Annotated in this window: 5 protein-coding genes; all 5 read right to left on the reverse strand. The window is 75.3% G+C overall.

The genetic code is table 11. The features are described from left to right. Positions 1 to 5: 5 nt before the first annotated feature. The 5 genes from ACFWFZ_RS14015 to ACFWFZ_RS14035 all read right to left on the reverse strand — a co-directional run bounded on the left by ACFWFZ_RS14015 (position 6) and on the right by ACFWFZ_RS14035 (position 13,849). Complete coding sequence (locus tag ACFWFZ_RS14015) at positions 6 to 1,226, reverse strand: cytochrome P450 (RefSeq protein ID WP_387121469.1); 1,221 nt, start codon at positions 1,224 to 1,226, stop codon at positions 6 to 8. Beyond that, positions 1,226 to 2,098 (reverse strand): thioesterase II family protein, encoded by an 873-nt coding sequence (locus ACFWFZ_RS14020; protein WP_387121472.1) that lies wholly within the window; start codon positions 2,096 to 2,098, stop codon positions 1,226 to 1,228. Before ACFWFZ_RS14020 ends, ACFWFZ_RS14015 begins: the two co-directional genes overlap by 1 nt. Further along, positions 2,095 to 3,927: a non-ribosomal peptide synthetase gene (locus ACFWFZ_RS14025; RefSeq protein ID WP_387121474.1), complete on the reverse strand. Its 1,833-nt coding sequence runs from the start codon at positions 3,925 to 3,927 to the stop codon at positions 2,095 to 2,097. The genes ACFWFZ_RS14020 and ACFWFZ_RS14025 overlap by 4 nt, the downstream gene beginning before the upstream one ends. A 399-nt stretch (positions 3,928 to 4,326) precedes the next feature. Continuing rightward, positions 4,327 to 8,928 carry an amino acid adenylation domain-containing protein gene (locus ACFWFZ_RS14030; RefSeq protein WP_387121477.1) on the reverse strand — a complete coding sequence of 1,534 codons (4,602 nt, stop codon included), beginning with the start codon at positions 8,926 to 8,928 and terminating at the stop codon, positions 4,327 to 4,329. 70 nt (positions 8,929 to 8,998) lie between these two features. After that, positions 8,999 to 13,849: an amino acid adenylation domain-containing protein gene (locus ACFWFZ_RS14035; RefSeq protein WP_387121480.1), complete on the reverse strand. Its 4,851-nt coding sequence runs from the start codon at positions 13,847 to 13,849 to the stop codon at positions 8,999 to 9,001. Positions 13,850 to 13,904: the final 55 nt, after the last annotated feature.

Raw genomic sequence — 13,904 nt, forward strand, 5'->3', positions numbered from 1 at the left:
CCCGCTCAGCGGGGGGTGAGGCGGACCGGGAGGTGGTCCAGGCCGAAGTTGATGATCGAGCGGTTGTAGGTGACGGGCCCGGTCGGCTCGATGACGGCGGCCTTCTCCAGTGCGGCCGCGTAGAGCGCGCTCAGCTCGGCCTTGGCCAGCGGCGCGCCGATGCAGTAGTGGGCACCGAGGCCCAGCGCCAGGTGCTTGTTGGGCGAGCGGTCGAGCCGGATCTCCTCGGGCCGGTCGAAGGCCTCCGGGTCCCGGTCGGCGGACCACACCCACACCGCGACCCGGTCGCCGCGGCGGATCCGCCGTCCTGCGAGCTCGATGTCCCGGGTGGCGGTGCGCAGCGTGTGCAGGCCCACCGAGGTCCAGCGCAGGAGTTCGTCGACGGCGGAGTCCATGGACACCTCGCCCTGTTGCAGCTTCCGCCACAGGTCGGGGCGCTGGACCAGGGTGTGCAGGCCCATGGCGGCCGTGTGGCGGACCGTCTGGACACCGCCCACCACGATGTTGTCCAGGTTGAGCACGACGTCCTCGATCGGCAGCAGCCGCCCGCCGACCTTGTACGTGGCCATCATGGAGATCAGGTCGTCGCGCGGGTCGGAGCGGCGCAGCATCACCTGGTGCATCAGGTAGGGGATCAACTTCTGGTGACCGGCGCGCCGTTCCTCGGGGGTGCGGCCGAGGAAGGCGACGTCGCAGACGCGGACCACCATGTCGCGGTCCTTCTCGGGGACGTCCAGCAGGTCGCACATGACCGCGAGCGGGAGGGCCGAGACCACGTCGACGAGGTCCACGTCGCCCTGCTCCACTGCCCGGTCGAAGAGCTCGCCGGCCCGTTCGGTGATCGAGCGGGCGGCGCCGCGCACCCCGCCCTTGGAGAAGAACGGGTTCGCGGGGGCGCGTAGTTCGCGGTGGCGGGGCGGATCGGTGAGGGCCATCATCCGGCCCGAGCCGACGGGCACGTTGCCCTCCCCCGCACCGAGCAGCGAGCCGGACTCCGAGCTGAACACGGCCGCGTTGCGCAGTACGTCCGCCGACTCCCGGTAGGTGAGGACCGACCAGACCGGACCGTCGTCGACGGTCTCGGTGCGGTGGACGGGCGCCTCGCGGCGCAGCTCGGCGATCAGGGCCGGGGTGTCGGGGCGGGCCCACAGGTCGGGGTCGGTGAGGTCGACGGCGGCGGCGGTGCTGGCGGCGGTGGCCGCGGTGGCGGCGGTGGTGGTCGGCATCACTGCTCCCTGGGGGCGTGGCGGGGCGCGGCGGGCATCTGGCGGTCCGCCGGAGGAGGAGTCGGGTGAGAGACCGGGTGAGGGGCCGGGTGAGGGGTCAGGAGGGACGTCAGCAGGTCGGCCGGTCCGGGACGGTCCACGGTGGCGAGCAGGTGCCCGCCGGGGACGACGCGGTGGCCGAAGGCTCCGCGGGTGTGGGCGGCCCAGCCGGTGAGGCCGGTGGTGGCGAGCATCGGGTCGTCGGCGCCGGCCAGGGCGTGGATCGCGGAGCCGATCGGCGCGTGCGGGCGGTGGCGGTAGGTGGCGCTGACGGCGAGGTCGGCGCGGAGGGCACCGAGGGCGAGCTCGGCCAGGTCCGGATGGGCCCGGACCGAGTCCTCCAGTCCGGTGAGCCGCAGGAGTTCGGGCGCCTCCAGGTCCCTGGTCTCGCGTTCGCTCCACTCGGCGGGGCTGGGCGCGCCCACGGCGACCACCAGTTCGGGGCGGCGGTCGGCGGGCAGCGCGCGGGCGACCTCGTAGGCGAGCAGGGCGCCGAAGCTCTGTCCGTAGAAGGCGAACCGGCCGCCCTCGCCGCCGGTCAGGTGCGGGGCCAGCGCCTCGGTGACGGCCGCCGCCAGGGTGTCGAAGTCGGGCGGCATGGGGTGCCGGCTGCGGCCGCCCCGGGCCGGCGGGCGCAGCGCCCAGACCTCGGCCACGGGGGCCAGGGCGCGGGCGAGCGGCGTGTAGGCCGTGGCGTCGCCGCCGGCCTGCGGGAAGCAGAACAGCCGTACGGGCCGGTGGTGCTGGGGCGCGGGGACGAACAGCCAGTCCCCCTCGACCCGGGGGCGGGCGGTCCGCGCGGCGGCAGGGGTGGCAGTGGGGGCAGTGGTCATCGGACGGCCTCGCGGCGGGCGGTGAGGACGGGACGGGCCGCGGCCGGGCCGGCCGCGGCGGCGCGCCGGACCGCGGCGGTGAAGCCGGCCAGGTCGGCGGCGTCCAGCAGGTCGCGGAGCTGGAGTTCCACGTTGAGCTTGCGGCGCAGCAGGTGGACGACCCGCAGGGCGGCGAGCGAGTGGCCGCCGAGGGAGAGGAAGTCGTCGGTCCGCTCGACCTCGGGCACGCCGAGCACGGTGCGCCAGACCTCGGCGACCTGCTCGTCCACCCCGCCCCGCTCGTCCATTCCGCCCTGCGCGGTCGGCTCGGCCGCGGCCGGCGCTGCCGCCGGGGCGGGCAGGGCCGAGTGGTCCACCTTTCCGTTGGGGGTGAGCGGCAGGGCGTCCAGGACGCTCACGGTGGACGGCACCAGGTGGGCGGGCAGGGTACGGCGCAGCTCGGACAGCAGGTCGGCGGGGCGGAGGGCCGCTGCGGTGACGTAGCCGGCCAGCCGGTGGTCCCCGGGCGCGGCCTCGTACAACCTGACGGCGGCAGCGGTGACCCCGGCGACGGCGCCCAGCGCGTACTCGATCTCGCCGAGCTCGATCCGGAAGCCGCGCAGCTTGACCTGGCGGTCGACCCGGCCGACGTACTCCAGCAGGCCTTCGGCGGAGCGGCGCGCCTGGTCGCCGGTGCGGTACATGCGGGCGCCCGGCTCCGGCGCGAACGGGTCGGCGAGGAACCGGCCCGCGGTCAGGCCGGGGTGGCCCGGGTAGCCGTGCGCGAGGCCGGGCCCGGCCAGGTACAGCTCGCCGACCGCGCCGGCCGCCGTCACGGCGGCGAGGCGGGCGTCCAGCAGGTAGGCGCGGACGCCGGGCAGCGGTTCGCCCAGGTGCGGGCCGGAGCCGGCGATCGGGGTGGTGAGGGCGTCGACGGTGCACTCGGTGGGGCCGTACAGGTTGAGGGCGTCGATCCGGGCGTCGGCCAGTTCGCGCCAGGTCCGGGCGGGGACCGGCTCGCCGCCCATGAACAGGCGCGGAACGCGGGCGCCGGCCAGGGGCTCGCGGAGCAGCTGCCAGTGCGAGGGGGTCAGGTCGAGCTCGGTGACGCCGTGTTCGGCGAGCAGCCGCACGAGGCGGGCCGGTTCGGCCCGCTGCGCGTCGTCGATCACCACCAGCGTGTCGCCCCGGCAGATCCGGATCCACTGCTGGACGGAGGCGTCGAAGGAGACGCTGGCGTTCCAGGCGACGACGCCGGGCTCCGGTCGGTAGGCGCCGCTGAGTTCCAGGGCGGCGGCGAGGCCGGCCACGGCGCGGTGCGGGACCTCCACGCCCTTGGGGCGGCCGGTGGAGCCGGAGGTGTAGATGACGTAGGCGGAGTCGAGCGGGTGCGGTACGTACTCGGGCGCCCGGTCCTCGTCGGTGTGGGCATCGGCGTCTGCGTGTGCGCCGGGCCGGAGCACCGGTACGCCGGCCGGTACGGGAGGCGCGGCGTCGGCGCTGACGACGGCGGCGAGGCGGGCGTCGGCGGCCATGAAGGCGATCCGCTCGGCGGGGTAGGCCGGGTCGAGGGGAACGTACGCGGCGCCAGCCCGCCAGGCGGCGAGCAGCGCGACCGGCAGATCGGCGGTCCGGGCGAGGTGGACCCCGACCCGGTCCCCCCGCCGCACCCCGGCCCCCCGCAGAGCGCGGGCCAGTCCGGCGGTTCGCCGGTCCAACTCGGCGAAGTCGAGACTCCCGTCCACGGCATGCACGGCGGCCCGCCCGGGATGAGCGTCGACGGCTGCCGCCAGACGGGACAACAGATCGACGGCGGCGGTCGTGACGGCCGGCTCGGCGAAGGTGGTCATGCGGAACTCCTCGTTCGTCGGTTGTTCGAAAGGGATGGATCGCTGTACGGCCCCAACCGCTCAGCGGCCCGCTGTACCGGCCAGGGCGGAGCCGATGGGCCGGTTGCCCGTACGAGGGCCGACCCGGCCGCTCGGCCAACGGCCGCCGGGTCCGGCGCCGCCCGGGGGTTCCGGCCCGCCCCGGCGGGGCCGGGCGCGGACGGATCCGGCGCCGCCCGCCGCAGGCGGGGCGGGCCGGGCCGGCGGTCCGCGGGGGCGGGCCGGGCCGATCGGCCGCTGACGGCTGCGTACACCGGCCGGACCGGTCGGCCTCACGCGGGCCGTTCGGCCACGGGCCGGCGAGCCGGAGCCCGCCACGGCCCCGCACCCCAGGACCGGCGGAGCCGTGGCGGCGGTGGGTCACGCGTGGGCCGACAGGCGGGTCAGGGCTTCCACGTAGGCGTCGATGAAGTGCTCCGCCGTGGCGTCGTCCACCACCGCCCGCTGGTGGTCCACGGCGAGCAGGACGCGCTGCGACACCGGGTCCTGGATCAGCGAGGCGCCGAAGGCGAAACTGTTGGGCTCGTGCCGCAGCGTCGGCTCGCAGCCGATCCGGCCGTCCTCGATCCGGGCCGCGCTCAGCCGCCCCAGCGCGTGGAAGCGCAGGTAGCCGAACTGGCTGTCCAGCGCGGTGTCGGCCATCATCCGGGCCAGCCGGGCGAACGGCACCCGGCGGTGCGGCATCATGTCCAGCTCCTCCCGGTGCACGTGCCGTACCAGCGCGGCCAGGTCGTCCCCGTCCGGCTCCGCGACCAGCGGCACGGTGTTGAGGAACAGCCCGTACACCTCCGTACCGCCCAGCCGTTCCAGTCGGCCGTTCATCGCCAGCCCGGTGGTGACCCGGCGGCGTCCGGTGATCTCGGCCAGCGCGTACAGGTGGGCGGCGAGCGCGACCGACTTGACCGGGACGGCGAGCGCGTCGGCGACCGCGCGCAGCTGCGCGGGGGCGTCCGGCAGCACCCGCTCCACCGTGCGCGGCAGTTCGTGGACCTCCTCGCTGCCGGGCCACAGCTGGCCGGTGGCGCCGTCGAGCCGGCTCCGCCAGTAGGCCAGGGAGGCCGGGTCGGCGGCGGCCTCGCGTTCCACGGCGGCGAAGTCCCGGAAGGTGGTGCGTGGCGGCGGGGCGGGCGGGCAGGCCGGGTCGGCGGTGAGTGCGGTGTGCCGTTCGAGGATCTCGGCGAGCAGCGAGGTGAAGCTCCAGCCGTCGAGGATGGCGTGGTGCTCGGAGATGGTGAGCTGGAAGACGTCGTCGGCCAGCCGCTGGACGGTGATGCGGAAGAGCGGCGGTTCGGCGAGGTCGAAGGGCCGGTCCCGGTGGTGTTCGAAGACCGCGCGGACGGTGTCGTCCTGCTCGTCCGGGGCCGCTCCGCGCAGGTCGGCGAACTCCACGGGCGCGGGCAGCGTGCCATGCACGATTTGGAGCGGTTCGCCGTAGCCGGAGAGGTCGAGGCCGGTGCGCAGGACGGCGTGCCGGGCCGTGGCGTCCTCCACGGAGCGCCGCAGCGCGCTCTCGTCGAGGTCTCCGGTGATCCGGTAGGAGTTGACGTTGTGGTAGCTGTCGGTGCCGCCCGCGACCTCCATGTGGAAGACCATGGAGAGCTGCATCGAGACCATCGGGTAGGCGTCGACGATCCCGGGCGGCAGCTCGGCCCGGTCCTCCTCGGCGATCAGCGCGAACGGCCGGTCCGCGGCGGGGTCGGCGGCCACCGGCCGTGCCAGTGGCAGGAGTTCGGCGACGGTCGGCGCGTTGAAGACGTCGCGGAGGCTGACCTGCCAGCCCCTGTCGTGCAGGGCGCCGGCGAGCTGGACGGCTCGGATGGAGTCCCCGCCGAGGTGGAAGAAGTCGTCGTGGACGCCGATCCCTGCGACCCCGAGCACCTGCGTCCAGACGCCGGCGAACAGCTCCTCCTGCGGGGTGCGCGGCTCGACGTGCCGGCCGGGCGCCCCGGGTGCGGCCCGATCGGGGTCGGGCAGTGCGGACCGGTCGACCTTGCCATTGACGGTGAGCGGCAGCGCGTCCAGCACGGTGACGCTCGCCGGGATCATGTACTCGGGCAGCGAGCGGCCGAGGAAGGCCCGCAGGTCCGCGGGTTCTGGGGGTTCTGCGGGTTCTGCGGGTTCTGCCCGGCGGCTCCCGGTGATGTAGGCGGCGAGCCGGTCGTCGTGCACGGAGACGACGCAGGCGTCCACCTCGGGGTGTGCGGCGACGGCGTTCTCGATCTCGCCGAGCTCGATCCGGAAGCCGCGCAGCTTCACCTGGAAGTCCGCCCGGCCGACGTACTCCAGTCCGCCGCCGGGCAGCCGCCTGGCGATGTCGCCGGTCCGGTAGAGCCGGGCGCCGGGCGGCCCGTACGGGTCGGCGACGAAGCGTCCGGCGGTGAGGCCGGGGCGGCCCCAGTAGCCGTGCGCGAGGCTGCCGCCGCCGATGTAGAGCTCGCCGGGGACGCCGGGCGGGCTGGGGCGCAGCCAGTCGTCGAGGACGAGCGCGGTGAGGTGCGGCATGGGTTCGCCGACGAGGCTGCGTTCGAACGCCGCGCCGCCTTCGGCGATGTCGTGCGTCGTGACGTGCACAGTGGTCTCGGTGATGCCGTAGAGGTTGCAGAGCCGGGCGGGCCGCAGCGGGTCGAGGTCGTGCCAGCGCTGGACCACGCCGGGATCGAGCGCCTCCCCGCCGAGCATGATCCACCGCAGTGCGGGCAGGGCGCGTGGCCGGCGGCGCAGCGCCGGTTCGAGCTGACGCAGCGCGGAGGGGGTGAGGCAGAGGTGGGTGACCCGTTCCTCGTCGAGCAGGCCGGCGAACTCCTCGGGCGAGCGGCTGGTGAGGTGGGGTACGACGACCAGGCGGGCGCCGTGCAGCAGGGCGCCCCACAGTTCCCAGACCGTCCAGTCGAAGGCGTAGCTGTGGAAGAGCGTCCAGACCGTGTCCGGGCCGAAGCCGAAGTGGTCCCGGCCGGAGTCGAGGAGGCGGCTGACGTGTTCGTGGGCGACGGCGACGCCCTTGGGGCGGCCGGTGGAACCCGAGGTGAAGATGAGATAGGCGATGTCGCCGGGGCGGCCGGCGGCGGGGGGCCGGACGGCCGGCCGGGCGGCGGTCTCGGCGGCGTCGGCGTCGAGGTCGAGGGTCTGCCAGGGGCCGTCCGGTACGCGGTCGGGCCGGTCGGTGAGCACCAGGGTGACGGCGGTGTCGCCGAAGACCAGGGCCGCCCTGTCGGCCGGCGCGGCCAGGTCGACCGGGACGTAGGCGGCGCCGGTCTTGAGCACGGCCAGGATCGCGGCGGGCACGGCGGTGGTGCGTTCCAGCAGCAGGCCCACCCGGTCGCCGGGGCGGACGCCGCGGGCGAGGAGGGTGTGGGCCAGCCGGTTGGCGCGGCGGTCGAGTTCGGCGTAGGTGAGGGTGCCGTCCGGGTCGCTCACGGCGGGCCGGTCCGGGTACGCGTCGGCGGCACGCTCGAAGAGCTGGTGCAGGCAGTGGCCCCGGTCGAGCCGTGCGGGGCGGTGCGGCCGCCCGGCCGAGGTGAGCCGGAGCACGGTGGCGTCCGGGTCGGCGAGGGCGGCGTCCAGCAGGTCGGCGTAGTCGGCGGCGAGGCGGCGTACGGTGCCGGCGTCGAAGAGGTCGGTGCTGTACTCGGCTTCGCCGCGCAAGTCCCCGCCGACGGTGTCCTCGAAGACGGACCAGGTCAGGTCGAACTTGCTGGTGCCGTTGGAGCGGACGGTGCGCACGGCGGTGACCCCGGTGGCGAGCGCGAGCGGCGTGGGGTCCTCGGTGTGGGCGCCGAACACCACCTGGACCAGGGGCGGGTGCTGCGGGGTGCGGGTCGTGCCGAGCAGGTCGACGAGCTGGTCGAAGGGGACGTCGAGGTAGCCGAAGGCGTCGAAGGCGCTGTCCTGGAGGTCGGTGAGCAGCCTGCGGAAGGTGGCGTCGGGCGCGAGCCGGACGCGCAGGGGCAGCAGGTTGACGAAGTAGCCCAGCAGGTCTGCGAGTTCGGGGCGGTTGCGGGTGGTGACGGGCGTGCCGACGAGGAGGTCGTCCCTCCCGGTCCAGCGGCCCATCAGCAGGGCGAAGGCGGCGAGTTGGACGGTGTACGGGGTGACCCCCTCGCGTTCGGCGAGTTCCCGGACCCTGGCGGCGGCGCCGGGGGCGAGGCCGAACGGCTCGGTGGCGCCGCGCTGGCTGCGCTCGGCGGGCCTGGGCCGGTCGCCGGGCAGCTCCAGCAGGGTGGGAGCGCCGTCGAGCCTCTGCTTCCAGTGCGCGAGGTGCTCCTCGTAGGAGGTGTGCTGTTCCACTTCGGCCCAGTCGGCGTACTGGGTGGTGAGCGCCGGCAGGACGGGGGCCCGGTGCTCGGCGGATGCGCGGTAGAGCGCGCCGAGTTCGTGGTCGAAGAGCTCGGCCGACCAGCCGTCCCAGACGATGTGGTGGACCACGAACAGGAGCGTGGTGCGCTCGTCGGCGAGCCGGAACGCCTCGGCGCGCAGCAGGGGTCCGGTGGCCAGGTCGAAGGGCTCGGCCGCCCGCGCGGCAATCAACTCCTCTGCCCGGCAGGCCCGTTGGTCCTCGGGGAGTTCGCGGAGGTCGGTGACGGCGAGCGGTACGGCGAGGCCGGCGTGGACGTGCTGGCGCGGGCCGTCGGGGTGCAGGGCGAAGGTGGTGCGCAGGGCCTCGTGCCGGGCGGTCACGCCGTCCAGCGCCCGCTGGAGCAGGACGAGGTCGAGCGGACCGGTGACGTCATAGGTCCAGGGGGTGGTGTAGGTGGCGGCCTGCGGGTTCCACCGGTCGAGGAACCAGAGTCCGCGCTGGAGGCCCGTGACCGGGGCGGTACGGAGCACGCCGGCGGGCGGCACGGCGGGCAGGTCCGGGGGCACGGTGGCGGGCAGGTCCGGGGGCACGGTGGCGGGCAGGTCCGGGGGCACGGTGGCGGGCAGGTCCGGGGGCACGGTGGCGGGCAGGTCGGCGGACGGGCTCACGGCCTCGTTCCCTTCGCTCGTAGGGGCGGGCTGGCGGTCGGGCTGACGGGTGGGCGGGCTGCGTGGCGCCTCACCGCGGGGCCAGCCGTTCGGCGATGGCCGCGACGGTCCGGCCGCGGAAGACCACCTGGGGCGGGACCCGGGTGCCGGTCTCCTGGGAGAGCCGCATGGCGACCCGTACGGCGGCCAGCGAGTTGCCCCCCATCCGGAAGAAGTCGGCGTCCGGGCCGGGGTCTTCGGCCAGCTTCAGGACGTCTCGCACGGCGTCGGCGACCAGCCGCTGGTCGCGGGGCAGCGGGTCGGCCGGGTCCGCCGGGGCGGCCGTGGAGCGCTCGGCCGGGGCCGGCAGGGCCCGGCGGTCGACCTTGCCGTTCTGGTTGAGCGGCAGCGCCTCCAGCACGTCGAGCGTGGCCGGCACCATGTGCTCGGGCAGCAGCCCGGCCAGGTGGTCCAGCAGCGCGTCCGGGTCGGGCGCCCCTGTCACGCCGGCGGCGGCGGTGACGTAGGCGGCGAGCCGCAGGTCGCCCGGGGCGGGCTCGTGGACGCTGACGGCGGCCTCGCCCACGGACGGATGGCGGGTGAGCGCGTCCTCGATCTCGCCCGGTTCGACCCGGAAGCCGCGGATCTTCACCTGGTCGTCGATCCGGCCGGTGATCTCCAGTACTCCCTCCGCCGTCCGGTGGCCGAGGTCGCCTGTGCGGTACAGGCGTTCGCCGGGCGCGCCGAACGGGGACGCGACGAACCGCTCGGCGGTCAGCCCGGGCCGGCCGACGTAGCCGAGGGCGAGGCCGCCGCCAGCCGCGTACAGCTCGCCGCCGGTGCCGTCCGGGACGGGCCGCAGCCGCTCGTCGAGGACGTGGACGGCCTTGCCGTGCAGCGGCAGGCCGATCGGTATGGAGCCGCCGGCGGCGTCCTGCGGGGTGGCGCGATGGCAGGTGGTGAGGCCGAGGCTCTCGACGGGGCCGTAGCCGTTGGCGACGACCAGGTCCGGGTACTGGTCGAGGGCCTTCCCGACGTGGGTGACGGACGCCCGCTCGCCTGCGGTGAAGGCCACCTTGAGGTCGTCGTAGGTCTCCGGGAACTCCTCCAGGAGGAAGTTGAACAGGCTTGCCGAGAGCTGGAGTTGGGTGACGCCGTGGCGGCGGGTGAGTTCGGCGACGGCCTGCGGGTCGGGCCGCTGGCCGGGCTGGAGCACGCATACCCCGCCGAACGCCAGCGCGCCGTACAGCTCCAGCGCGAAGGCGTCCCAGGAGACCGGGGAGCACTGCAGCCAGACCTCGTCGGTTCCGAAGCGGGCGTAGTCCTGGCCGAGGTAGGTGGTGGTGAGGGCGCGGTGCGGGACGGCGACACCCTTGGGGCGGCCGGTGGAGCCGGAGGTGAACATCACGCAGGCGAGGTCGGCGCCGGTGACCGGCTGGCCCGGGTCGTGGCCGGGGCGGGCCGCGACGGCGGCCGCCGCGGCGTCCAGGTCGAGGTGGCGGGCGACGGGGAACGGCGGGCTCGCCTCGCGGTGCGTGATCAGCAGGGCGGCGCCGCTGTCGGTGACCGCGCCGGCCAGCCGTTCGGCGGGGAAGTCCGGGTCGAGCAGGGTGTAGGCGGCGCCGGCCTTCAGCGCGGCGAGCAGGGCGACCACCAGGTCCGGTCCGCGTTCGACCAGGACGGCGACGGTGTCGCCGCGGCCGATGCCCAGGGCCCCGAGGTGGTGGGCGAGGCGGTTGGCGCGCTCGTTCAGCGTGCCGTAGTCGAGGCGCTCCTCGCCGCAGACCACGGCGGGGGCGTGCGGGGCGCGGGCAGCCCGGTCCTCGAACAGCGTGTGTACGGGTGCCTCGACCGCGGTGGCGAGGGTGCCGAGCCAGGCCTCGCACACCTCGGCCATGGTGGCGGGGTCGAACAGGTCGGAGTCGTACTCGAAGCGTCCGGTGAAGTCGGTCCCCCGGTCGTCGACGGAGACGGACAGGTCGAAACGGGAGACCGGGTTGGAGTGCAGCTCCCGGGTGACCGGGGTGCCGCCGATGGTCAGCGGCCGGTCGTCCAGCGGGTGCAGTTCCAGCAGTACCTGGCAGAGCGGGTTGCGGTCCTCGGTCCGGTCGTCGGGGCGCTCCTCCATGACGGCGCCCGCGATGGCGTCGAAAGGGGCCTCCTGGTGCCGGTAGCCGTCGATGGCCACCTCCCGGACATGACGGACCAGGTCGCGGAAGTCCGCCCCTTCGTCGAGCCGGACGCGCAGCGGCAGCAGGTTGACGAAGTAGCCGATCAGGGAGTCGAGTTCGGCGCGGCCACGGACGCTCACCGGGGTGCCGAGCACCAGGTCGCGCAGGCCGGTCCGCCGGTGGAGGGTGAGCGCGAGCCCGGCGAGCAGCACCATGAACGGCGTCGCGTCCTCGCTGCGGGCCAGCGCCCGGACGGCCTCGGTGACCGGCCGGGGCATCGCGAACCGGTGGAACGCGCCGCGGAAGGACTGGAGTTCGGGGCGGGGCCGGTCGGTGGGCAGCGGGGGCTCGGTGGGCGCCTCACGCAGGTGACCGCGCCAGTAGTCGAGGTGACGCTCGGCGGTGCCGTCGTGGTGCTGCCAGGTGCTGTAGTCGGCGTACTGGAACGCGAGTTCGGGAAGTCCGGCGGGCCGACCCGCGGCCAGGGACTCGTACAGGGCGGCCAGTTCAGCCTCCAGGACGGGGAGCGAGCCCTCGTCCCAGACGATGTGGTGGCAGAGGAGCAGCAGGGTGGACGTCCCGCCGGTGCGGTAGAGGTGGGCGCGGACCAGCGGGCCGGTCTCCAGGTCGAAGGGCACCAGAGCGGCTTCGGCGAGCAGCTCGTCCAGCGCGGCGGCGGTGGTCTCCTCGACGGTGAACGGCAGCTCCACGCACGGGTGGACCACCTGCCGGGGGCCGTCCTCGCCCAGCTCGAAGGTGGTGCGCAGTGCTTCGTGCCGGTCGACCACGCCCGACAGGGCCCGGCGGAGCAGCTCCGGGTCGACCGGCCCGGCGAAGCGGAACACCCAGGGCACGATGTAGGTGGGCGCACCCGGGTTCCATTGGTCGAGGAACCAGAGTCCGCGCTGGAAGTTCGCCAGCGGCGCCTCGGTGGCACCGGTCCGGGTCAGGGCCGGACGGTCGCCGTCGTCCGAAGCAGCGGTGACCGCGGCGGCGAACTCGGCGAGGGTCGGCGCGTCGAAGATGGTGTAGGGGGAGATCATGCCGAACACGTCGAAGACGCGGCCGACCACGCGCACGGCGGTGAGCGAATCGCCGCCCAGGTGGAAGAAGTTGTCGTCGGGGCCGACCTCGGGCACGCCGAGTACGTCGGCCCAGACGGCGGCGATCAGCTGCTCGGCGGCGGTGCGCGGGGCGCGGCGGGCGGCGGCCGGCACGGCGGCCTCGGCCTGGTCCTGGACCTGGACCCGGGACCGGACCTGGGACCGGACCTGGGGCTTGGGTTTGGGCAGCGCCGCCCGGTCCACCTTGCCGCCGGCGGTCAGCGGGAAGGCGTCCAGCGGGGTGACGGTCGCCGGGACCATGTGCTCGGGGAGCCGCTCGGCCAGGTGGGCGCGCAGCGCGGCGGGATCGGCGGCGTCCGGGGCGCCGGCGGTCACGTAGGCGGCGAGCCGGCCCTCGTGCGCCACCACGACCGCTCCGGCGACGCCCGGGTACCCGGCCAGCACCTGCTCGATCTCGCCGGGCTCCACCCGGAAGCCGCGGACCTTCACCTGGTGGTCCGTACGGCCGACGAACTCCAGCGGGGCGCAGGGGCCCGACCGCCGGACCACGTCACCGGTGCGGTACATCCGGGCGCCCGGCTCCGGCGCGAAGGGGTCCGCGACGAACCGGCCCGCGGTCAGGCCCGGGCGGCCGTGGTAGCCGGAGGCCAGCACGGGACCGCCGAGGTACAGCTCGCCGGAGGCACCGGGCGCCACCGGCCGCAGCCGGTCGTCCAGCACGTACGCGCGGCGTCCGCCGAGCGGGCGGCCGATCGGGACCGTGTCGGCCTCGGCCTCGCCGCGGGCCGGGGCGGTCGGCTGGTGGACGGTCGCGGTGACGACGGTCTCGGTCGGGCCGTAGGCGTTGAGCAGAGGCACCCCGGTGGCGGCCCGCCAGCGCGCCGCGGTGTCCGGGTAGAGCCGGTCGCTGCCGGAGATCATCAGGCGGAGGGTGTGCGGCGGGCCGGCGTCGTCGCGCAGCGCGGCCACCACCTCCTGGAAGTAGCCGGCGGCGAGGTTGGCCACGGTGACCCGCTCGGTGTCCAGCAGTTCCAGCAGGGCGGCCGGGGCGAGGAGTCGCTCCTCCGGTACGACGATGCAGGCGCCGACCGAGAGGGCGGTGAGCACCTGTTCGACGGCGACGTCCACGGTCGGACGGGCGAGGTGCAGCACCACGTCGTCCTCGGTGAGGCCGAAGGACTCGACGGCGGCGGCCAGGTGGCCGGCCAGCGCGGCGAGGGGGACGTGCACGCCCTTGGGGCGGCCGGTGGTGCCGGAGGTGTAGAGGAGGTAGCCCGCGGCACCGCCGGGGCCCGGCCGGCCCGGGCCGGCGGCCGTGGTCGCCTCCCGGCCCTCGGCCGGCGGGGGGTCCGTGGCCGGGTGTGGGTCCGTGGCCGGGTCGAGTTCGCCGTCGGTGTAGGCGAGGGCGGCGCCTGCGTCGGCACGGATCCAGCGGTTGCGCTCCTGCGGAGCCTCCCGGTCCAGCGGCAGGTACGTGGCGCCGGCGCGGAGCGCGGCGAGCAGCCCGACCACGTGGTCGAGCCGGTCCCTGCCGGTGACGGCCACCGTCGCGCCGGGCGCGGTCCGGGCGGCGATCCGGGCGGCGAGGGCGCCGCTCAGCTCCTCCAGCTCCCGGTAGGCGACGGTCCGACCGCCCAGCCTCAGGGCCGGGCGGTCCGGGAACCGGCGTGCGACGGATATGAAGGGAAAACCGCGAGATTCCATCATCCAACCCCGATGAATTAACGACGCTGCGGGTAGTCGTCTCGACGATAGGCCCGCT

This window comes from Streptomyces sp. NPDC060232, from assembly GCF_042726555.1.
Classification (GTDB): Bacteria; Actinomycetota; Actinomycetes; order Streptomycetales; family Streptomycetaceae; genus Streptomyces.